This is a genomic window from Streptomyces sp. NPDC079141, from assembly GCF_040686775.1.
Lineage (GTDB): Bacteria > Actinomycetota > Actinomycetes > Streptomycetales > Streptomycetaceae > Streptomyces.
In genome coordinates this window covers 230,594-250,781 of sequence record NZ_JBFBLP010000012.1, presented here as the reverse complement: position 1 = coordinate 250,781, position 20,188 = coordinate 230,594, and the positions used below count along the sequence as shown (strand labels likewise).

Genomic DNA, 20,188 nt, shown 5'->3' with positions numbered 1-20,188 from the left:
GCTCCGTGACAACGCCTCCGTAGCTTCATTTGCGTGCCCGACGGGGTGGCACATCGAGGAAGCAAAACGGGGAAGCGGAGGCGGTCGACATGGCGCAGGGCGAGGTGCTCGGGTTCGAGGAGTACGTCCGCACCCGGCAGGAAGCGCTGCTGCGCAGTGCCCGCCGGCTGGTCCCGGACCCCGTCGACGCACAGGACCTCCTCCAGACGGCGCTGGTCCGGACGTACGGCCGCTGGGAGACCATCGAGGACAAGCGGCTCGCCGACGCCTATCTGCGCCGCGTCATGATCAACACGCGCACGGAGTGGTGGCGGGCCCGCAAGCTGGAGGAGGTGCCGACCGAGCAGCTCCCGGACGCCTCGGTCGACGACTCCACCGAACAGCACGCGGACCGCGCCCTGTTGATGGACGTCATGAAGGTGCTCGCCCCGAAGCAGCGCAGCGTGGTCGTGCTGCGACACTGGGAGCAGATGTCCACGGAGGAGACGGCCGCCGCCCTCGGCATGTCGGCCGGAACGGTCAAGAGCACGCTGCACCGGGCGCTCGCCCGGCTCCGCGAGGAGCTGGAGAGCCGCGATCTGGACGCACGCGCGCTGGAGCGTGAGGAGCGGGAGCGTTGCGCGGCCTAGCCGACGAGGCCACAGGGAAAACGGGGGCCCGCGGAACCCTCCAGGCGGTGATCACGGCGCTGGCCGTGCTCACCGCCCTCGCCCTTTCCGTCTCCGGCTGCGCCACCGGCGGCACCGGCGCCCGCGACGAGGGCCCGGCGCACGACGAGTCGGCCGCGGGCGCGGCCGTCGCCCCGTCCGCCTCCCCCGCGCCGTCGTTCACCGGCCGCCCCGACCAGGCCGACGTCGTGCGGATCGTCAAGCACGACCCACTGGTCTCGGCCGAGGTCAAACGCGATCTGAAGCCGTGCGTCGCCGACGACTACCCCATCGACGTGGGGTACGGCGAGCTGACCGGCGGCTCGTCGAGCGACCTCGTCGTCAACGTGCTGACCTGCGGAGACATGGTCGGGGTCGGCTCGTATGTGTATCGCGAGCGAAACGGCTCGTACGAGAATGTGTTCAAGGCCGAGGAGCCTCCGGTCTATGCGCAGATAGACCGCGGCGAGCTGCTGGTGACCAAGCAGGTGTACGAGAAGGGCGACCCGGTGTCGAGTCCGTCCGGCGAGAACGTGATCACGTACCGGTGGACGTCGGGGCGCTTCTCCCAGACGTACTTCTGGCACAACGACTACGGCACGGTCACCGGCGACGAGCCGTCACCGGTGCCGGAGACCTGACCCGAGGGCCGTGTGAACGCACCGACCTGACGGCCGTATGAAGGGCTGACCCGACGGCCGTGTGAACCGATCGGGCCGCTCCGGCCGATCTCCTGTAGGACGCCCAGCAAGCACACGATCACGAGGACTGAGAGCACCGGGATGGCAGACCAGACCCACGTTCTGTTCGTCGAGGACGACGACGTCATCCGCGAGGCGACCCAGCTCGCCCTGGAGCGGGACGGCTTCGCGGTCACCGCCATGCCCGACGGGCTGTCGGGCCTGGAGGCGTTCCGGGCGGACCGCCCCGACATCGCGCTGCTTGACGTCATGGTCCCGGGGCTCGACGGCGTCAGTCTGTGCCGCCGCATCCGGGACGAGTCGACCGTGCCGGTGATCATGCTGTCGGCGCGCGCGGACTCCATCGACGTCGTGCTGGGCCTGGAGGCGGGCGCGGACGACTACGTGACCAAGCCGTTCGACGGTGCCGTGCTGGTCGCGCGGATCCGGGCGGTGCTGCGCCGCTTCGGGCACGCGGGCGGCGGCGCGCAGGCCGAGGAGCCGGGAGCGGCGGCCACCGGCGGTGTGCTGACCTTCGGCGAGCTGGAGATCGACACCGAGGGCATGGAGGTGCGCCGGGCCGGGCGGCCGGTGGCGCTCACGCCGACCGAGATGCGCCTGCTGCTGGAGTTCTCCTCGGCGCCCGGCACCGTGCTCTCCCGCGACAAGCTGCTGGAGCGCGTGTGGGACTACGGCTGGGGCGGGGACACCCGCGTCGTCGACGTGCATGTGCAGCGGCTGCGCACGAAGATCGGCCAGGACCGTATCGAGACGGTCCGTGGCTTCGGCTACAAGTTGAAGGCCTGACGGGGCGGGGACATGCGGGGGATATCCTGGCGCCGCGCCGACCTGCGCGCGGTCGGTATCCGTACCGGGCTGAAGTGGAAGCTCAGTGCGGCGATCGCGCTGGTCGGCGCGCTGGTGGCGATCGCGCTCAGCCTGGTCGTGCACAACGCGGCCCGGGTGTCGATGCTGGACAACGCGCGCGATCTCGCCGACGAGCGCATCCAGATCGCGCAGCGCAACTACGAACTGGCCGAGCGGCCCAACTTCCCGAGCGTCAAGGTCGACGACCGGGATCTGCCGGACCCGCTGCTGGAGAAGGTCCGGGACGGCCGGCGGGCGACGTACGTGTCCGACACGCCGAGCGGGCCGGACATCTGGGCGGCCGTCATGGCCAAGGACGGGCGGGTGCTGTCCCTGCACACCGGGTTCACCGACCGCAGCGCCGACATCCTCAAGGACCTCGACCAGGCCCTGGTGATCGGCTCCATCGCGGTGGTCCTCGGCGGCAGCGCGCTCGGTGTGCTGATCGGCGGACAGATGTCACGCCGGCTGCGCAAGGCGGCGAGCGCGGCGGGCCAGGTCGCCAAGGGCGAGCCGGACGTGCGGGTGCGGGACGCCATCGGCGGTGTCGTGCGGGACGAGACGGACGACGTGGCGCGGGCGGTGGACGCGATGGCGGACGCCCTCCAGCAGCGGATTGAGGCGGAGCGCCGGGTGACCGCCGACATCGCGCACGAGCTGCGCACGCCGGTCACCGGGCTGCTGACGGCGGCCGAGCTGCTGCCGCCGGGCCGGCCGACCGAGCTGGTGCTGGACCGGGCGAAGGCCATGCGCACGCTGGTGGAGGACGTCCTGGAGGTGGCGCGGCTCGACGGTGCCTCCGAGCGGGCGGAGTTGCAGGACATCATGCTGGGCGAGTTCATCACCCGGCGGGTCGCGGCGAAGGACCCGGACGTCGAGGTGCGGGTGGTGCACGAGTCGGAGGTCACGACCGACCCCCGGCGGCTGGAGCGGGTGCTGTTCAACCTGCTGGCCAACGCCGCCCGGCACGGCAGGCCGACCGTCGAGGTCACCGTCGAGGGGCGGGTGATACGGGTCCGCGACCACGGGCCCGGCTTCCCGGAGGCGCTCCTGGCCGAGGGCCCGAGCCGCTTCCGCACCGGCAGCAGCGACCGCGCCGGCCGCGGTCACGGACTGGGGCTGACCATCGCGGCCGGGCAGGCCCGGGTGCTGGGCGCGCGGCTGACGTTCCGCAACGTACGGCCGGCGGGGGCGCCGGAGGACGTACCCGCGGAGGGCGCGGTGGCGGTGCTGTGGCTGCCGGAGCACGCGCCGACCAACACCGGGAGCTATCCGATGCTGCCCTGAGGAGCCGGCCGCCGCCCTTACGCCGATGGGCCGGCTCGGGGCACTGACAACGGCCCCGCGCCGGCCCGTCGGATCGGACGGTCTCCGCACCGGGTCAGACGGTCTCCGCCACCGCGGCCTCGGCCGCCGGGGCGTCGGCCTTCGGTCCCGCCCCCTTCAGCGGCACCTCCTTCACGAACACCGCCGCGACCAGCGAGACCAGCGTCACCACCGCGCCCAGCAGGAAGGCCGAGTGCGTGCCGGACGACACCGCGTGCTGATAGGCCTCCCGTGCCGCCTCGGGCAGCTTGGCGAGGCTCGCCGCGTCCAGCTGGGCGGACTGCTCGGTCACCTTGGAGCCCAGCGCGCCGGCCCGCTCGGCCATGACGTCCTGGACGCGGCTGTTGAACAGGGCGCCCATGATCGCGACACCGAAGGAGGAGCCCAGGGTGCGGAAGAGCGTGGTGGACGAGGACGCCACGCCCATGTCCTTCATCTCGACGCTGTTCTGCGCGACGAGCATGGTGACCTGCATCAGACAGCCCATGCCGAGGCCGACGACGGCCATGAACACACCCGAGGTGAACCGCGAGGTCCCGGTGTCCATCGTCGACAGCAGATACAGCCCGACGATCATCAGCGCGCTGCCGACGACCGGGAAGACGTAGTAGCGCCCGGAGTTGGTGGTCACCCGTCCCGCCACCATCGACGTCACGAGCATCGCGCCGAGCATCGGCAGGAGCAGCAGCCCGGAGTTGGTCGCGGAGGCGCCCTGCACAGCCTGCTGGTACAGCGGCAGGAAGAGGGTCGCGCCGAACATCACGAAGCCGGCGATGAAGCCGATGACGGACATCAGCGTGAAGTTGCGGCTGCGGAAGATGTGCAGCGGCACGATCGGTTCGGCGGCCTTGGTCTGCCAGAAGACGAACCCGACGAGCGCGGCGACGCCGATCCCGGCGAGCTCCATGATCCGCGCGGACGTCCACGCGTACTCGGTGCCGCCCCAGGTGGTGACCAGCACGGTCGCGGTGATGCCGACGGTCAGCAGCCCGGCGCCCAGGTAGTCGATGCGCGCCTGCGACCTCTTCTTCGGCAGCTGCAGTACGGCGCTGATCGCGGCCAGCGCCACCACGCCGAGCGGCAGGTTGATGTAGAAGGCCCAGCGCCAGCCCCAGTGGTCGGTGATGGTGCCGCCGACGAGCGGTCCGCCGATCATCGCCAGCGCCATGACGCCGGCCATCATGCCCTGGTACTTGCCGCGCTCCCGGGGCGGAATCAGATCGCCGATGATCGCCATGACGCCGACCATGAGGCCGCCGGCGCCGAGGCCCTGCACCGTGCGGAAGCCGATGAGCTGCCCCATGTCCTGGGCCATGCCGCTGAGCGCGGAGCCGATCAGGAAGAGCACGATCGAGCTCATGAAGATGCCCTTGCGCCCGTACATGTCGCCGAGCTTGCCCCACAGCGGGGTGGAGGCTGCGGTGGCGAGCGTGTACGCGGTCACGACCCACGACAGGTGTTCGAGCCCGCCGAGCTCGCCCACGATCGTCGGCATCGCGGTGCCGATGATCATGTTGTCGAGCATCGCGAGCATCATCGTGATCATGAGCGCGAGCAGAACGACCCGTACGCTCCTCGGCCGCTCCTCCGGTACCGCCTCCGCGGTCTGTGTGTCCGCCATGACTCCCACTCCCCCAGCTACTTACTTGCCGCCCGGCTAGTTGTCTACACTGAGGGAAGGTAGAGGCGTAACTAGCCGGGCGTCAAGTAAGTTTCTGGCAAGCGCAAGGAGCACGAGGATGAGCGGCATGGACGGCACCAGGCAGCGGCGCCGCGGGGACACCCGTCAGCGCATCCAGGACGTGGCGCTCGAACTCTTTGCCGAGCAGGGCTACGAGAAGACCTCGCTACGGGAAATCGCCGAGCGCCTGGAGGTCACGAAGGCGGCGCTGTACTACCACTTCAAGACCAAGGAAGAGATCGTCGTCAGCATCTTCGAGGACCTGACGAAGCCGATCGAGGACCTGATCGACTGGGGCAGAGGGCAGCCGCAGACCCTGGAGACCAAGCAGGAGCTCGTACGCCGCTACAGCGACGTCCTGACGACGGCGGCACCCCTGTTCCAGTTCATGCAGGGGAACCAGGCGACCGTACGGGATCTGAGCATCGGCGAGATGTTCAAGAACCGCATGATGGGCATGCGGGAGATCGTCATCGACCCGGACGCGGACCTGGTCGACCAGGTCCGCTGCATCAGCGCCCTCTTCACGCTGCACGCCGGGATGTTCGTCCTGCGGGAACTCGAAGGCGACCCCGAGGAGAAGCGCAAGGCCCTCCTGGAGGTCGCCATCGATCTGATCACCCAGGCGCACGGCGGCGCCAAGGCGTAAGGGTCAGATGGTCAGACCCTTGGCCCGCAGGAAGGCCACCGGGTCGACGGCGGAGCCGTAGTTCGCCGTCGTACGGATCTCGAAGTGCAGGTGCGGCCCGCTGGAGTTGCCGGTGCTGCCGGACAGGGCGATCTTCTGGCCGGTCTTGACGATCTGGCCGGCCTTCACCTGGATCTTCGACAGGTGGGCGTACTGGGAGTACGTGCCGTTGCCGTGCTTGATGACCACGGCGTTGCCGTAGGCGGGGCCGTCGCCGGCGCCGTTCGAGCCGGCCTTGACGACGGTGCCGCCGTGCGCGGCGTAGACCTGGGTGCCGGTGGAGACGGCGAAGTCCTGGCCGCTGTGGGTGGACTGCCACATGGCGCCGGACTGGGCGTAGCTCGCGGTCTTGGTGTACTTCTTCACCGGCTTGACCCAGCTGGTGGCCGAGGTGGCCGCCTTGGCGGAAGTGACCGCCTTGGCCGACGTGGCCTCCGCGGCCGACGCGACTCCGGCCCCCAGCACGACCGACGCACCCAGGGCGCCGGCCACGACGGCGGCACGGGTGCGGAGCTTGGACGTACGGGAAGAGCGGGCGGAGAAGCGCTGGAACATCGGAACCTCGGGGGGTCGGGGACAGAAAAACCACCCGGCACTCTTACGGCCGCCGGATGGGCCATCCCTTGGTAACCCCGACCCCCATCCACCCCCAAAACCGTGATCTACGACGGAACCTAGTACTTCACCCCAAAACCGACCGCTTCTTGACAGAGCCCCCATCGGGGATGAACAGGCCCATGACGGCATATCCCCCTAGGGGGTTCCAGGGCAAAAGTCCTTTTTGCCCGAGCGGACCTTTCCACTAAGCACCCTAGTAACGGACAAATCGCCTGTGCGGCATGTCACCGGCCCTCAAGATCGCGGGACACCGGAATGTGACCGGCACTACCCTGACCAGCGGTCACGCGACGACGGGGGTGGACGGGTTGGACCCGGCAGTACTGGGCACGAGGCTCGCGTCGGGCCTGGTCGGTCCACTGGTGCGCAGGCTGTTCGTACGGGACGGGCCGGGAGCCGCCCTGGTCGACCGCCCGGTCCGGATCTCCGGCTTTGTGTCCTTCAAGGGCGAGAAACGCACCCTGGACCGCTCCGACCTGCACAAACTCTCCGCCGAGCTGGTCGCCCAGGCCCTCAAGGGCGGCGAGCGCGCCATCTACGCCGACGAGGAACAGGCCGTCGTCGAGGCCCTCGCCGACACCCTGTCCGCGCTCGGCGACCTCACCATGACCGACGTACAGGCGGTGGAGCTGGGCCATGAGGTCCTCGCCGCCCACCTCCGCTCCGCGAGCGGCCACCCCGACCGGGACCTGTCCTACGACGCGGCCCAGTTCTACGGCCGGCTGCTCACCACGGCCTGTCTGCACGTCGTCCACTTCTTCACCCAGCGGTCCAGCTTTGTAGCCCGCACTCTCGTCGAACAGACCCGACGGCAGCGCGAGATCATCGCCAAGGTCGACGAACTGATCGCCCGCACCCCCCGCCCCGGCGGCACCGACACCGCGTTCGAGCGGCGCTATCTGTCCTACGTCACCACCAGGCACGGCCAGCTCACGATCTACGGCATCGACCTGGCCAACTCCCCCGACCGCTGGCCCCTGGACGCCGCCTACCTCAGCCTCCAGGCCCTCGGCCCCGCCGAGGACGACCGCGCCGCGGGCCCCGCCTCCGCCGCCGTCTCCCTGCCCGCCGAGCAGGCCCTGGCCGAGCACGACCGGGTGCTGCTGCGCGGAGTGGCAGGGTCCGGCAAGACCACGCTCGTGCAGTGGCTTGCGGTGACCGCCGCCCGGGGCGAGCGCGGCGACCGGATCCCGTACGTCCTGCCGCTGCGCACCCTGGTCCGCCGCCCCGACGGCCTCCCGGCGCCCGACGCCTTCCTGTCCGCCGTACGCCTCCCCTTCCATTCGGGCCAGCCCGACGGCTGGGCGGACCGTGTCCTCGCGGCGGGGCGGGCGCTCCTCCTGGTGGACGGCATCGACGAGATCCCCGAGCGCGAGCGGGAACGCACCCGCCGCTGGCTGCGCGAGCTGCTCGACGTCTACCCCGGCAACCGGTGGCTGGTCACCTCCCGCCCCTCCGCCGTACGCGAGGACTGGCTCGCCGCCGACGGCTTCACGGAGCTGGCGCTCACCCCGATGAGCCAGGACGACGTGGCCGCCTTCATCGACCGCTGGCACACGGCCGCCCGCACCGGCGCGCCCGATCCCGAGCGCCTGGACGGCTACCGGCGCTCCCTCCTCGACGCGGTCCGCAGCAAGCCCGACCTCGGGCGCCTCGCCACCAACCCCCTGATGTGCGGCCTGATCTGCGCCCTGCACCGCGACCGGCGGGGCTATCTCCCGCACGGCAGACAGGAGTTGTACGACGCGGCCCTGTCGATGCTCCTCGCGCGGCGGGACGAGGAACGGGACATGTTCCCCCAAGGGGACGCCGAGGGCGTGTTCCTCACCGAAACCCCGCAGATCCAGCTCCTTCAGCGCCTCGCGTACTGGCTGATCCGCAACAACCAGTCCGAGCTGGACCGCGACCGCGCCGAACGGATCGTCGCCGACGTCCTGCCGTCCCTCCCGGCCGCCGCGGACCAGGGCGACGCCGGGCAGATCCTGCGCCATCTGCTGGTGCGCAGCGGCCTGCTGCGCGAACCGTCCGCCGGGACCGTGGAGTTCGTCCACCGCACCTTCCAGGACTACCTGGGCGCCAAGGCCGCCGTGGAGGACGGCGACTTCGGCCTGCTGGTGCGCGGCGCGCCCGACGAGCAGTGGGCGGACGTCATCCGGATGGCGGTGGCACATGCTCGCCCGCGCGAACGGGCGGAACTGCTGCGGGACTTGAGCGCGGCGGCGGAGCGGGCCGAGGGCCCCGCGAGCGCGCGGATACGGCTCCTTGCGCTGGCCTGCCTGGAGCATGCGACGGAGCTGGATCCACGGGTGCGGGCGGAGGTCGAGGGCAACGCCGCCCCGCTGATCCCGCCCCGGACCACGGAGGAGGCCCGCGCCCTGGCCTCGGTGGGCCCGCTCGCCCTGGAGCTGCTGCCCGGCCCGGAGGGCCTGGACGAGGAGGAGGCGCGGGCGGTCGTCGTCACGGCGTCCCTCATCGGCACGGAGGCGGCGCTGCCGGTGCTGTCGCGATTCCGGTCCCATCCCGCGCTCGACGTACGGGCCCAGCTCTCCTGGAGCTGGTCCCGGTTCGCCACAGGCCGGTACGGCGAGGAGATCGTCGCCCATCTGCCCCAGGAGGGCCTCTTCTTCAGCGCGCGCTCGGCCGAGCAGCTGCGCTTCCTTCGAGGGCTCGGCGGACGGCGTTCCGTCCAGCTCGTCGGCGGTATCCCGGCGGAGGAGATCGGCGCCGGGCTCAACCCCGGGACGACGGCCGAGCTCGTCCTCCGCGACAACGACGAACTGCGTGATCTGAGCTGCCTGGCGAGCCTGCACCAGCTGAGCTATCTGGACGTGAACAGGTGCTTCCACCTGGAGGACCTGTCCGCGCTGGCCCGCCTCCCGCTGATCTGGCTCTCCCTGGACCTGCTGTCACGCGGGCTGGACCTGTCCGTCCTGTCCGGCTCGCCGACACTGAACCAACTCGACCTCGGTCTCCCGCTGGAGGCCGACTCCCTCGACGAGGCACTTCCGCGGGGCCTGAACCTGCACTATCTGCGCTTCACCAAGTCCGCGCTGGAGCGGACCGGGCTGCGTGGCCTCGGCCACTTCCACTCGCTGAAGCGGCTGAGCCTCGCCAAGCTGGACACCTGGCTCTCCCCCGCCGACCGCGAAGAGGTCGCCCGGCTCCCGGAGTTGCGGCATCTGCACATCGACTGGCAGCGCAACGGCGGCTGGCCGGGCCCGCCCCTGCCCGGGGTCACCCACCTCCGCCTGAACAACGTCCAGGGCGCAGAGGACTTCTCGGCCGTCCCGGCCCAGTTCCCCCGGCTGCGTTCGGTCACCGTCGTCCACGCCCCGGACGTCACCGAGGTCCCGGCGGACGTTCTCGCTCCGCTCCCGGCATCCCGTACGTTCGAGACAATCCGCCGCGTCGTATGACGCAAACACCTCTAGCCACCTACCGTTCAGTAACCTTACGGTTCCCCTCGCGCCATCCAGTAACAGGAATATGCGCACGTCACTCTGGCCACGCGAAGGGACCCCCACACACATGACCACCCGACGCCCCTGGGCGCTCCGTATAGCCACGACCGCAGCCGCCGCAGCCGCCCTCGTGGCCGTCACCGGCCCCGCCCAGGCCGCGCCGAGCACCGGCACGACCACCGTCGCCACTGCCGCTGCCGCCGCGGACGTCGACTACGCGACCTGGCAGAACGACTGCCAGGCCGTGATGGACCAGGCGCTGCCCTACCTGAAGCAGCGGATCGCGAACACCAAGCCGGGCGAGAAGCAGGCGATCGTGTTCGACATCGACAACACCACTCTGGAGACCGACTTCGGCTTCAGCTACCCCCAGCCGGCCAACAAGCCCGTCCTGGAGGTCGCCGAGTACGCCCAGGAGCACGGCGTCGCCCTGTTCTTCGTCACCGCCCGCCCCGGCATCATCTACTCGTTCACCGACTACAACCTCAAGCACGTCGGCTACGAGGTCTCCGGCCTCTACGTCCGAGGCTTCCTCGACCTCTTCAAGAACGTCGCGGACTACAAGACGGCCCAGCGCGTCGACATCGAGTCGAAGGGCTACACGATCATCGCGAACATCGGCAACAGCGCCACCGACCTGTCGGGCGGCCACGCCGAGAAGACGTACAAGCTCCCGGACTACGACGGCCAGCTCTCCTGACCGCTGTATCCAACTCCCGGTAGTCTCACCCCCGTTCGCACGATCACGGGGGTGAGGCGGATGGAGCCCGCGGTACTGGGCGGCCGACTGGTGTCCGGCCTGGTCGGCCCACTGGTGCGGAAGCTGTTCGTGCCGGGGACCCCCGGCGCCGGGCTGGTCGACAAGCCCGTACGCCTCACCGACCTGGTGTCGTTCCGGGGCGAGAAGCGCACGATCGGCGAGGCCGAGGTCCGCAGGCTCGCCGGCAAACTGGTGGCGGAGGCCGTCGCCTCGCCCGGCGAGCGGCCGTTCCCGCCCGACGAGGAAGAGGCCGTCACCGACACCCTCGCCCGTCGGCTGCTCGCCCTGGGCGACCTGGACATGGACGACGTCCAGGCCGTACGCCTGGGCAGCCACGAACTCGCCCAGAAACTGCACCGCAGGGCCACACCCCCCGACGGCCTGTCCGGGGACGCCTGCGTGTTCCTCGACTCCATGACCCAGTGGGCCTGCCTGCACATCCTGGAGTTCTTCACCCGCCGGTCCACCTTTGTCGCCCGCACCCTGGTCGAGCACAGCCGCGTACAGTCCGAACTCATCGCCCGCGTCGACGAGCTGATCGCCCGCACGCCCCGCCCCGACGCCCGCGACACCGCGTTCGAACACCGCTATCTGTCGTACGTCGCCCAGCAGCACAACCACATCACCATCTACGGCATCGACCTGCGCGACTCCCCCGACCGCTGGCCCCTCGAAGTCGCCTATCTGAGCCTGGAGGCGACGGGGGACGAAGGGCGCGGCGCCCCCGGCATCCGCTCCGAGAGCACCTTCAGCGTCCACCTCCCCGCCGAGGAAGCCCTGTTGGACCACGACTGCGTGCTGCTGCGCGGGGACGCGGGCTCGGGCAAGACGACCCTCGTGCAGTGGCTCGCGGTCACGGCCGCGCGCAACGGCGACCGCGTCCCGTACGTCCTCCCCCTGCGCACCCTGATCCGCGCGGGCGCCCTCCCGACGCCCGCGCACTTCCTGACGGCGGTGAGCTGTCCGCTGTCCCCGCCGGAGGGCTGGGCGGAGCGGGTACTGACCGCCAAGCGCGCCCTGATCCTGGTCGACGGCCTGGACGAGATCCCGGCGGCGGACCGCCACCGCACCCGCGCCTGGCTCCTCGCCCTGATCCACGCCTTCCCCGGCAACCAGTGGCTGCTGACCTCGCGCCCCACCGCCGTACGCCCCGACTGGCTCACGGCGGAGGGCTTCCGCGAACTGGTCCTCGCCCCCATGCGCCGCACCGAGGTCACCACCTTCGTCCGCCGCTGGCACGAGGCGGCCCAGGCCCCCGAGTACCTGGCACCCCTCCTGGACGCGTTACGCACCAAGCGCGACCTGGCCCGCCTCGCCACCAACCCCCTGATGTGCGGCCTGATCTGCGCACTGCACCGGGAACGGCGCGGCTATCTGCCCATCAGCCGCCAGGAGTTGTACGACGCCGCCCTGTCGATGCTGCTGGCCCGCCGCGACCGGGAGCGCGGCATGGGGGCGCCCGACGGCATCGACCTCAGCCAGGCGGCCCGCTCGGAGCTGCTGCGGCGCATCGCCTACGCGCTGATCCTGAGCGGCCGTACCGAAATGGAGCAGGAGGCCGCCCAGGCCGTCGTGGAACGGGCGCTGCCCGCCATCGGAACGGCCCCCGGGCAGCACGACACCGTGGCGATCTTCCGCCACCTCCTGCTGCGCAGCGGTTTGCTGCGCGAACCGGCCCCGAACATCGTGGACTTCGTCCACCGCACCTTCCAGGACTACCTGGGCGCCCTGGCCGCCGTGGAGGAGGGCCACATCGACGTCCTCGTGAGTCACGCCCACGATCCGCAGTGGGAGGACGTGATCCGCATGGCGGTGGCCCACGCCCGGCCGCACGAACGGGCCGACCTCCTGCGCAAGCTGCTCTCCCTCGACCGCACCCGCACCGACCTGCTGGCCCTGGCCTGCCTGGAACACGCGACATCCGTCGACCCACAGGTGCGGGCGGAGGTCGAGATGCGGGCGTCCCGGCTGATCCCGCCCCAGACCAAGGCGGAGTCCCAGGTCCTCGCCGAGGCCGGCCCCCTGATCCTGGAACTGCTGCCGGGCCCGGAGGGGCTTACGGCGGCGGAGGCGGGGGAAGTGACGCGGACGGCGGCGCTGGTGGGGACGGACGGGGCGCTGCCTGTCCTGAAGAGGTTCCGGGGGCACCCCGATCTCGCGGTGCGCAGCCAACTCGTCGCGGCCTGGGGCCAGTTCGATCCCGAGGAGTACGCCGACGAGGTACTCGCGCATGTCGACGGCACGGACCTCTTCTTCACGGTGCGGGAGGAAGCACAGCTCAGCGCCCTGCCCCGGATCGGCCGTCGGTCCCGGATCCGCTTCAACGGCCCGCACGACCCGGCATCCCTGCTCACGGCACTGGACGAAGAAGCCTTGAGTCACCTGGTGTTGTACGACAACGACCGGCTGACCGACCTGACTCCCCTGCGCTCCCTGCCGGAACTGAACTACCTGCACCTCCACCGCTGCCCCAAGGCGAGGGACCTGTCCCCGCTCGCCGACACCGGGCTCGCCGAACTGCATCTGTGCTGGTCCGGCAGCGACCCGGGATTCGTCGGCCTGGATCGATGCGACAGGCTCCGGATCCTGGGGCTCGACGGGGAACTCGCCTGGGGCGTCACCCTGTCCGGGTTCCTGCCCACCGCGGCTCCGCTGGAGTACCTGTTCCTGGCCCACGGGGCGCTGGAGAGCCGGGGGCTTGAGGACATCGGCCACTGGCCCACGCTGCGCACCTTGAGCCTGGGGCCGGAACCCGGACTCCTGTGGCGACGGGACTGGGAGGCGATCGCCCGCCTGCCGCGGCTCAGCCACCTGTATCTGCACCATTCGGTGCTGGACTGCCTTGAACAGGCTCCGCCGATGCCCGGGGTCGAGGTGCTGCGGGTGACCCACCTGTGGGGCAGGGAGGAGTTGTCCAGGCTGGCCTTCTGCTGCCCGCGGGTCCGCCGGGTGACCCTTGCGGCCGCACGGGACCGCACGGTCGAGGCCGACTGGTATGCCGACGTCTTCCCGAACGCGGAGATCACCGTGGAGTCCGGCTTCTGACATGCCGAAGGGGCCGGCGCCTCATCGGCACCGGCCCCTTCGGACCGAGGCTTACGCCTCCTTGCTCAGGTTCGGTCCGGCGCCGCCGGCCGCCTGCTCGATCGGCGGGACGTCGGGCAGTGCCGACTTCTCCTCACCGCGGAAGGTGAAGGTCTGGGTCTCGCCCTCGCCCTCGGTGTCCACGACCACGATGTGACCGGGGCGCAGCTCGCCGAAGAGGATCTTCTCCGACAACGTGTCCTCGATCTCGCGCTGGATGGTGCGACGCAGCGGACGCGCACCCAGCACCGGGTCGTAACCCTTCTTGGACAGCAGCTCCTTGGCGGACTGGGAGAGCTCGATGCCCATGTCCCGGTCCTTCAGGCGCTCGTCCACCTTGCCGATCATCAGGTCGACGATCGCGAGGATGTCGTCCTGGGTCAGCTGCGGGAAGACGACCACGTCGTCGACGCGGTTGAGGAACTCGGGCCGGAAGTGCTGCTTGAGCTCGTCCGAGACCTTGTTCTTCATCCGCTCGTAGTTGGTCTTCTTGTCACCCGAGGCCGCGAAGCCCAGGTTGAAGCCCTTGGAGATGTCCCTGGTGCCGAGGTTGGTCGTCATGATGATGACCGTGTTCTTGAAGTCCACGACCCGGCCCTGGGAGTCGGTCAGCCGACCGTCCTCCAGGATCTGCAGCAGCGAGTTGAAGATGTCCGGGTGGGCCTTCTCGACCTCGTCGAAGAGGACGACGGAGAACGGCTTGCGGCGGACCTTCTCGGTCAGCTGGCCGCCCTCTTCGTAGCCCACGTAACCGGGGGGCGAACCGAAGAGACGCGACACCGTGTGCTTCTCGCTGAACTCCGACATGTCGAGGGAGATCAGCGCGTCCTCGTCACCGAAGAGGAACTCGGCGAGGGCCTTGGACAGCTCGGTCTTACCGACACCGGACGGGCCGGCGAAGATGAACGAACCACCGGGACGCTTCGGGTCCTTCAGACCCGCACGCGTACGACGGATCGCCTTCGACAGCGCCTTGACGGCGTCGACCTGGCCGATGACCCGCTTGTGGAGCTCGTCCTCCATGCGCAGCAGACGCGAGGACTCCTCCTCGGTCAGCTTGAAGACCGGGATGCCGGTGGCGGTCGCGAGGACCTCGGCGATCAGCTCGCCGTCGACCTCGGCGACGACGTCCATGTCGCCGGCCTTCCACTCCTTCTCCCGCTTGGCCTTGGCGGCCAGGAGCTGCTTCTCCTTGTCGCGCAGGGAGGCGGCCTTCTCGAAGTCCTGCGAGTCGATCGCGGACTCCTTGTCGCGGCGGACGCCGGCGATCTTCTCGTCGAACTCGCGGAGGTCCGGCGGCGCGGTCATCCGGCGGATGCGCATCCGGGAACCGGCCTCGTCGATCAGGTCGATCGCCTTGTCCGGCAGGAAGCGGTCCGAGATGTACCGGTCGGCCAGGGTGGCGGCCTGGACCAGCGCCTCGTCGGTGATGGAGACGCGGTGGTGGGCCTCGTACCGGTCGCGCAGACCCTTGAGGATCTCGATCGTGTGCGGCAGGGACGGCTCGGCGACCTGGATGGGCTGGAAGCGGCGCTCAAGGGCCGCGTCCTTCTCCAGGTGCTTGCGGTACTCGTCCAGCGTGGTCGCACCGATGGTCTGGAGCTCACCACGGGCCAGCATCGGCTTGAGGATGCTCGCGGCGTCGATCGCGCCCTCGGCGGCACCCGCACCCACCAGGGTGTGGAGCTCGTCGATGAACAGGATGATGTCGCCGCGGGTGCGGATCTCCTTGAGGACCTTCTTCAGGCGCTCCTCGAAGTCACCGCGGTAGCGGGAGCCGGCGACCAGCGCGCCGAGGTCCAGGGTGTAGAGGTGCTTGTCCTTGAGGGTCTCGGGCACCTCGCCCTTGACGATGGCCTGGGCGAGGCCCTCGACGACGGCGGTCTTGCCGACGCCGGGCTCACCGATCAGGACCGGGTTGTTCTTGGTACGGCGGGACAGCACCTGCATGACCCGCTCGATCTCCTTCTCGCGCCCGATGACCGGGTCGAGCTTGGACTCACGAGCGGCCTGGGTGAGGTTCCGGCCGAACTGGTCGAGGACCAGGGAGGTGGAAGGAGTGCCCTCGGCGGGCCCGCCGGCGGTGGCGGTCTCCTTGCCCTGGTAGCCGGAGAGCAGCTGGATGACCTGCTGCCGCACCCGGTTGAGATCTGCGCCCAGCTTGACGAGGACCTGGGCGGCGACGCCCTCGCCCTCGCGGATCAGGCCGAGCAGGATGTGCTCCGTGCCGATGTAGTTGTGGCCCAGCTGAAGGGCCTCGCGGAGCGACAGCTCCAGGACCTTCTTGGCACGGGGAGTGAAGGGGATGTGGCCCGAGGGCGCCTGCTGGCCCTGACCGATGATCTCCTCCACCTGCTGGCGGACCGCCTCAAGCGAAATGCCGAGGCTCTCCAGGGCCTTTGCGGCGACACCCTCACCCTCGTGGATCAGGCCCAGGAGGATGTGCTCGGTGCCGATGTAGTTGTGGTTGAGCATCCGGGCTTCTTCCTGAGCCAGGACGACAACCCGCCGCGCGCGGTCGGTGAACCTCTCGAACATCGTTAATCGCTCCTCAGAGCGGTCAGGCAGTGGGGGGAACTTCCCCTCCCTGTCCTTCCGCAGCTTAGTCCCGCAAGCGGGGACCGCTCATTCCAACTGCCGACACCGTCGATGGCCTCCTGACCCCGAACGCCGACATCTGCTCCAACCCGATGGTGCGAGACGATGTTCCCGCAGGCCAGGCAGTTACCCTCACCATCAGTACGCCGATGGCGAACGTGAGACGGCCTTTTCTGCGTGTCGCCCCCTCCCACTAGGGATGTCTTACCCGCTCGGACTGACAGTCCATGCCGCACGCACCGGTTCCCTCCGCTACGGGCGAACAACCTTGCGCCTCCCCGCACCCCCGCACGCCCCCTCCATCGGCACTCTGTGCATTCGCAAGAACACCCAGCGTAACCCGCAGGGCCTTCCGGCGGTTGCACTTGGCATGGTTGCCAGCCTCCCCCCGGTCACCACGGTCCCGCTCCCTCGCCGGCCGCTCGATGCGAGCGATCAGGTCCGCCGTTGGTACGAGAACGAACTGGGGTGGGAAACGGTGCCCGGGAGCCCCCTGCGACTTGTCGTGGGCCTGCGTTTCGACGTCCTGGACGTGCCGGCCGAGGCGGGCCGGGCCGCGCTGCGCCATCTGGCGCCGGGCTCTCCGGTGGCGGTGCGGGGCGACCGGATGCGGCTGCTGCTGGCCGCGGGCAGCGCGGAGGAACTGCCGGGCGTGCTGGACTGGCTGGAGTGGGGCTCGCTGGCGCTCGATCTGACGGCGCTCGGCGAGGGCGGTCTCATGGACGCGCCCGAGCCCCCGGCGGCGGGCGCGACCGGCGGGCGGCCGCTTCCCCTGGGCCGCCCCGGCACCCCGCAGGGGACCGCCGTCTGGTTGCGGCCCCCCGAGCCGGAAAGCGAGGTCGAGGCCTCGCTGCCGACGCTGTCGGCCGTGGGGGGCGGTGGGGGCGCCCCCGATCTCGTACGACTTCTGGACACGGTGGCCACGCAGTGCCACCGGCTGCGGCTGCGGCGCGCGTGCGCTCAGCCGTTGGCCTTCTCGTAGGCCTCGCGAATGGAGGCGGGAACACGGCCGCGGTCATTGACCTCGAAGCCGTTCTCCTTCGCCCACGCGCGGATCTGCGCGGTGTCCTGGCTGCCGCCGGAAGCGGCGCGCGCCTTCCCACGCCCACCCGAAGCACGGCCCCCGGTACGACGACCACCCTTCACGTAAGGGTCGAGAAGGCCACGGAGCTTGTCCGCATTGGCAGTCGTGAGATCGATCTCGTACGTCTTGCCGTCCAGCGCGAACGTCACGGTCTCGTCCGCCTCGCCGCCGTCGAGGTCGTCGACAAGAAGGACCTGAACCTTCTGTGCCACCGGATTTCCTTTCATCGATAACTTTGAGGACCTGGGGTCTGCGGCGTCCGCCGTTTCGCCGTCCCCTGTTATATGCACTACTGCAGTACGTCGGAAAGCAAACCGCTTTTGCCGGAAAAACACAAACCCCTGGGAGAGACCCGCAGCCCGTACCCAGCCCGGAAACATGCGCGTTTCGGACATAGGGCACCGCGGTCGGTGGTTCGGCTTACCCGGCGATCACAGATGCAGAAGCATCCGACTGTTGCCCAAGGTGTTCGGTTTCACTCGTTCGAGACCGAGGAACTCCGCGACGCCCTCGTCATAGGAACGCATCAGCTCCGCGTACACATCTGTGTCGACGGGTGTCTCACCGATCTCCACGAAGCCGTGCTTGCCGAAGAAGTCGACTTCGAAGGTCAGACAGAAAACACGGCGAACACCGAGCCAGCGCGCTGTCTGCAGCAACTTCTCCAGCAACTGGTGCCCGACACCGGCACCCTTCAGGCCGGGCTTCACCGCGAGAGTACGAACTTCCGCGAGGTCTTCCCACATCACGTGCAGGGCGCCGCAGCCGACGACCTCGGCGTTGTCGTCACGTTCCGCGACCCAGAACTCCTGGATGTCCTCGTAAAGCGTCACCATGGCTTTGTCGAGCAGGATGCCGCCGCGGACGTAGGCGTCAAGGAGACGGCGCACGGCCGGGACATCGCTGGTACGGGCCCGCCGGACCGTGATGGCTTTTGCGGTGACTTCGGGGCTCTCTGCGGAGGAGCTCTGTGCAGACATGAGCGGACGCTATCGCCCGTCGGCCTCCGTCGCCGAGCCGGGGTTCTGTCCCGCCGTATCCGGCCCGGTATCCGGAGTGCCCTGCGACACTTCCGGTGTTTCCGGGCCTTGGACGATACGCACGGCGTCCGACAGGGCTTGTCGCTGTTCGTCGCTCATCATGCCGAAGAAGGCGACGAGGGCGGCTGCGGGGTTGTCACTCTGCGACCACGCGTCGTTCATCAGCGCGGCGGCGTAGGCGGCCCGTGTGGACACCGCCTCATATCGATAGGCCCGGCCTTCCGCCTCCCGGCGCACCCAGCCCTTCTGATGGAGATTGTCCAAAACGGTCATCACCGTGGTGTACGCGATGGACCGTTCCTGCTGAAGATCTTCAAGGACTTCTCGAACGGTCACCGGGCGGTTCCACTTCCACACCCGCGTCATGACCGCGTCTTCGAGTTCTCCCAATGGGCGAGGCACAACTCAGCACAATAGTGGGAGATGCCGGGATTGGCGTGCCGGACGTGCACTTTCAACGGCAAACAGGAACAAAAAGGGCGTACGACTCGAAAAACGCGGGATGCGCGGGGAGTCGTACGCCACGGAACGGCCGGCCTCGGTGGCCGGCGCCGTCGGAGGTGGGCGCCTCAGGAGTCGGCGGCGGAGCCCTGCCGGGCACCCTCCGCGCGCGCGAGCGCGGCGTCGACGGCCGCGTCCTCCTTGGCCTTGTTGGCCCCGCCCTGGGTCTTCACGATCACCCGGATCACACCGACGAAGAACACGGCCATGACGGCCGGGGGCACGAGCGCGGAGACGTAGTCCATGCGTCCAGGTTAGCCAGGGGGAAAGGGCGGGGTTGAGCGGGGTTGGGGGGTCGGGGAGTTCGGGCTGGTCGGGGCGGGGCGGAGGGCGGTGGGGACCGTGCCCCCACCGCCGGGGGCCGCGCCGCTCAGCCGGCCGCGAGCTGCTGGGGCGGGTTCGCGGACGGCGGGGCCGGTTTGCGGCGGGGGAAGACCTCGCCCGGGGTGGGGATGGGCCGACGGGCCGGTTCGGGGGATGCGGGCTCAGGGGTGGCCGGCTTCTCCGCGGGCCTCGTCGCGGGCTCCTTGGCGGGCTTCTCGGCGGGATCCTGTTCCGCGTCGGCGACGGGTGCCGCGGAAAGGCCGCCCGGAAGGGCGAGAAGGCGGGTACGGGACGCGGGGACGGTCGGGGGGACCTCGGGGACCTGGCGGCCGGTGCAGCGCGCGAGACGGGCGCGTACGTCGTGCTCGGCCATCACCTGGCAGCGGCTCAGCAGAACCGCCGCGACGGGATTGCCGCGCAGGGCGCGCAGGCCGGCGAGATCGTCCGCCTCCGGGCGGTACCCGGACCCCAGCGCCTCCTCCAGGAGCGCGAGATAGCCGGCGGCGGTGCCGGGAAGGGCGGCGCGGTACCGGGCGAGGTCGGCCACCAGGAAGGCGCGCAGCCGGGCACCCTCGCGCATGGCTTCGTCCAGGGAGTCGGCGAGGCGGAGACAGTCCTGGACGTCCTCGGCCGGGGCGGGGTCGGGGTTCAGGGCGAGGGCGAGCGCGCGGCGGAGCACACGCAGCTCCTCCACGCCGAACGCCATGCCGCCGCGGGATCCGTATGGCGTGGGCATGCGGCGACGATACGCGCTAATCAGACAAACTCGACATAGGGAGAGGGTGTGGCGCGGAGGAGCCACCCGGTTGAGCCGGGGCGGAGGGCGCGC

17 protein-coding genes are annotated in these 20,188 nt (G+C 70.0%); 9 read left to right on the top strand and 8 right to left on the bottom strand.

Annotated elements, in window-relative coordinates; translation table 11 throughout:
• Positions 1-89: 89 nt before the first annotated feature.
• From AB0Q90_RS29160 to cseC, 4 genes are all read left to right on the top strand, one after another.
• Positions 90-629: a SigE family RNA polymerase sigma factor gene (locus AB0Q90_RS29160; RefSeq protein WP_363160947.1), complete on the top strand. Its 540-nt coding sequence runs from the start codon at positions 90-92 to the stop codon at positions 627-629.
• Positions 617-1,288 carry a hypothetical protein gene (locus tag AB0Q90_RS29155; RefSeq protein ID WP_363160948.1) on the top strand — a complete coding sequence of 224 codons (672 nt, stop codon included), beginning with the start codon at positions 617-619 and terminating at the stop codon, positions 1,286-1,288. Before AB0Q90_RS29160 ends, AB0Q90_RS29155 begins: the two co-directional genes overlap by 13 nt.
• Before the next feature lie 141 nt (positions 1,289-1,429).
• On the top strand, positions 1,430-2,134 hold the full coding sequence (cseB, locus tag AB0Q90_RS29150; RefSeq protein WP_363160949.1) for a two-component system response regulator CseB: 705 nt from the start codon (positions 1,430-1,432) through the stop codon (positions 2,132-2,134).
• 12 nt (positions 2,135-2,146) lie between these two features.
• On the top strand, positions 2,147-3,481 hold the full coding sequence (cseC, locus tag AB0Q90_RS29145) for a two-component system sensor histidine kinase CseC (protein ID WP_363160950.1): 1,335 nt from the start codon (positions 2,147-2,149) through the stop codon (positions 3,479-3,481).
• 94 nt (positions 3,482-3,575) lie between these two features.
• Here cseC and AB0Q90_RS29140 read toward each other — a convergent pair whose 3' ends face one another.
• On the bottom strand, positions 3,576-5,141 hold the full coding sequence (locus AB0Q90_RS29140; protein ID WP_363160951.1) for an MDR family MFS transporter: 1,566 nt from the start codon (positions 5,139-5,141) through the stop codon (positions 3,576-3,578).
• A gap of 127 nt (positions 5,142-5,268) precedes the next feature.
• On the opposite strand from AB0Q90_RS29140, the gene AB0Q90_RS29135 reads away from it, so the two are divergent.
• The gene (locus AB0Q90_RS29135; protein WP_363161166.1) at positions 5,269-5,850 is read left to right on the top strand and encodes a TetR/AcrR family transcriptional regulator; all 582 of its coding nucleotides are present in this window, start codon (positions 5,269-5,271) and stop codon (positions 5,848-5,850) included.
• Between the two features lie 3 nt (positions 5,851-5,853).
• Here the strand turns inward: AB0Q90_RS29135 and AB0Q90_RS29130 are convergent, their stop codons facing one another.
• On the bottom strand, positions 5,854-6,444 hold the full coding sequence (locus AB0Q90_RS29130) for a M23 family metallopeptidase (RefSeq protein ID WP_363160952.1): 591 nt from the start codon (positions 6,442-6,444) through the stop codon (positions 5,854-5,856).
• Positions 6,445-6,815: 371 nt separating this feature from the next.
• On the opposite strand from AB0Q90_RS29130, the gene AB0Q90_RS29125 reads away from it, so the two are divergent.
• The 3 genes from AB0Q90_RS29125 to AB0Q90_RS29115 all read left to right on the top strand — a co-directional run bounded on the left by AB0Q90_RS29125 (position 6,816) and on the right by AB0Q90_RS29115 (position 13,773).
• Positions 6,816-9,923 (top strand): NACHT domain-containing protein, encoded by a 3,108-nt coding sequence (locus AB0Q90_RS29125; protein WP_363161167.1) that lies wholly within the window; start codon positions 6,816-6,818, stop codon positions 9,921-9,923.
• A gap of 112 nt (positions 9,924-10,035) precedes the next feature.
• Positions 10,036-10,668 carry an HAD family acid phosphatase gene (locus AB0Q90_RS29120; RefSeq protein ID WP_363160953.1) on the top strand — a complete coding sequence of 211 codons (633 nt, stop codon included), beginning with the start codon at positions 10,036-10,038 and terminating at the stop codon, positions 10,666-10,668.
• A gap of 60 nt (positions 10,669-10,728) precedes the next feature.
• The gene (locus tag AB0Q90_RS29115; protein ID WP_363160954.1) at positions 10,729-13,773 is read left to right on the top strand and encodes an NACHT domain-containing protein; all 3,045 of its coding nucleotides are present in this window, start codon (positions 10,729-10,731) and stop codon (positions 13,771-13,773) included.
• Between the two features lie 51 nt (positions 13,774-13,824).
• Here the strand turns inward: AB0Q90_RS29115 and AB0Q90_RS29110 are convergent, their stop codons facing one another.
• The gene (locus AB0Q90_RS29110) at positions 13,825-16,350 is read right to left on the bottom strand and encodes an ATP-dependent Clp protease ATP-binding subunit (protein ID WP_062033414.1); all 2,526 of its coding nucleotides are present in this window, start codon (positions 16,348-16,350) and stop codon (positions 13,825-13,827) included.
• A 430-nt stretch (positions 16,351-16,780) separates the two neighbouring features.
• Between AB0Q90_RS29110 and AB0Q90_RS29105 the strand changes: the two genes are divergently transcribed.
• Positions 16,781-17,392 carry an SCO3374 family protein gene (locus AB0Q90_RS29105; RefSeq protein WP_363160955.1) on the top strand — a complete coding sequence of 204 codons (612 nt, stop codon included), beginning with the start codon at positions 16,781-16,783 and terminating at the stop codon, positions 17,390-17,392.
• Here AB0Q90_RS29105 and AB0Q90_RS29100 read toward each other — a convergent pair.
• The 5 genes from AB0Q90_RS29100 to AB0Q90_RS29080 all read right to left on the bottom strand — a co-directional run bounded on the left by AB0Q90_RS29100 (position 17,371) and on the right by AB0Q90_RS29080 (position 20,065).
• The gene (locus tag AB0Q90_RS29100) at positions 17,371-17,706 is read right to left on the bottom strand and encodes an Lsr2 family protein (protein ID WP_363160956.1); all 336 of its coding nucleotides are present in this window, start codon (positions 17,704-17,706) and stop codon (positions 17,371-17,373) included. The genes AB0Q90_RS29105 and AB0Q90_RS29100 overlap by 22 nt on opposite strands.
• A gap of 219 nt (positions 17,707-17,925) precedes the next feature.
• Positions 17,926-18,474 (bottom strand): amino-acid N-acetyltransferase, encoded by a 549-nt coding sequence (locus AB0Q90_RS29095; RefSeq protein WP_363160957.1) that lies wholly within the window; start codon positions 18,472-18,474, stop codon positions 17,926-17,928.
• Between the two features lie 9 nt (positions 18,475-18,483).
• Positions 18,484-18,924 (bottom strand): BlaI/MecI/CopY family transcriptional regulator, encoded by a 441-nt coding sequence (locus AB0Q90_RS29090; protein ID WP_363160958.1) that lies wholly within the window; start codon positions 18,922-18,924, stop codon positions 18,484-18,486.
• Positions 18,925-19,103: 179 nt separating this feature from the next.
• Positions 19,104-19,280, bottom strand: coding sequence for a hypothetical protein (locus AB0Q90_RS29085; RefSeq protein WP_363160959.1), 177 nt, complete (start codon positions 19,278-19,280; stop codon positions 19,104-19,106).
• A 125-nt stretch (positions 19,281-19,405) separates the two neighbouring features.
• Positions 19,406-20,065: a hypothetical protein gene (locus tag AB0Q90_RS29080; RefSeq protein ID WP_363161168.1), complete on the bottom strand. Its 660-nt coding sequence runs from the start codon at positions 20,063-20,065 to the stop codon at positions 19,406-19,408.
• Positions 20,066-20,188 lie beyond the last annotated feature (123 nt).

What these genes read in the sequence shown, in the direction of transcription:
- AB0Q90_RS29085 (WP_363160959.1), bottom strand. Translation starts at nt 19,280, where the DNA reads ATGGACTACGTCTCCGCGCTCGTGCCCCCGGCCGTCATGGCCGTGTTC.
- AB0Q90_RS29120 (WP_363160953.1), top strand. Translation starts at nt 10,036, where the DNA reads ATGACCACCCGACGCCCCTGGGCGCTCCGTATAGCCACGACCGCAGCC.
- AB0Q90_RS29110 (WP_062033414.1), bottom strand. Translation starts at nt 16,350, where the DNA reads ATGTTCGAGAGGTTCACCGACCGCGCGCGGCGGGTTGTCGTCCTGGCT.
- AB0Q90_RS29080 (WP_363161168.1), bottom strand. Translation starts at nt 20,065, where the DNA reads ATGGCGTTCGGCGTGGAGGAGCTGCGTGTGCTCCGCCGCGCGCTCGCC.
- AB0Q90_RS29130 (WP_363160952.1), bottom strand. Translation starts at nt 6,444, where the DNA reads ATGTTCCAGCGCTTCTCCGCCCGCTCTTCCCGTACGTCCAAGCTCCGC.
- AB0Q90_RS29095 (WP_363160957.1), bottom strand. Translation starts at nt 18,474, where the DNA reads ATGTCTGCACAGAGCTCCTCCGCAGAGAGCCCCGAAGTCACCGCAAAA.
- AB0Q90_RS29160 (WP_363160947.1), top strand. Translation starts at nt 90, where the DNA reads ATGGCGCAGGGCGAGGTGCTCGGGTTCGAGGAGTACGTCCGCACCCGG.
- AB0Q90_RS29135 (WP_363161166.1), top strand. Translation starts at nt 5,269, where the DNA reads ATGGACGGCACCAGGCAGCGGCGCCGCGGGGACACCCGTCAGCGCATC.
- cseB (WP_363160949.1), top strand. Translation starts at nt 1,430, where the DNA reads ATGGCAGACCAGACCCACGTTCTGTTCGTCGAGGACGACGACGTCATC.
- AB0Q90_RS29140 (WP_363160951.1), bottom strand. Translation starts at nt 5,141, where the DNA reads ATGGCGGACACACAGACCGCGGAGGCGGTACCGGAGGAGCGGCCGAGG.
- cseC (WP_363160950.1), top strand. Translation starts at nt 2,147, where the DNA reads ATGCGGGGGATATCCTGGCGCCGCGCCGACCTGCGCGCGGTCGGTATC.
- AB0Q90_RS29105 (WP_363160955.1), top strand. Translation starts at nt 16,781, where the DNA reads ATGGTTGCCAGCCTCCCCCCGGTCACCACGGTCCCGCTCCCTCGCCGG.
- AB0Q90_RS29115 (WP_363160954.1), top strand. Translation starts at nt 10,729, where the DNA reads ATGGAGCCCGCGGTACTGGGCGGCCGACTGGTGTCCGGCCTGGTCGGC.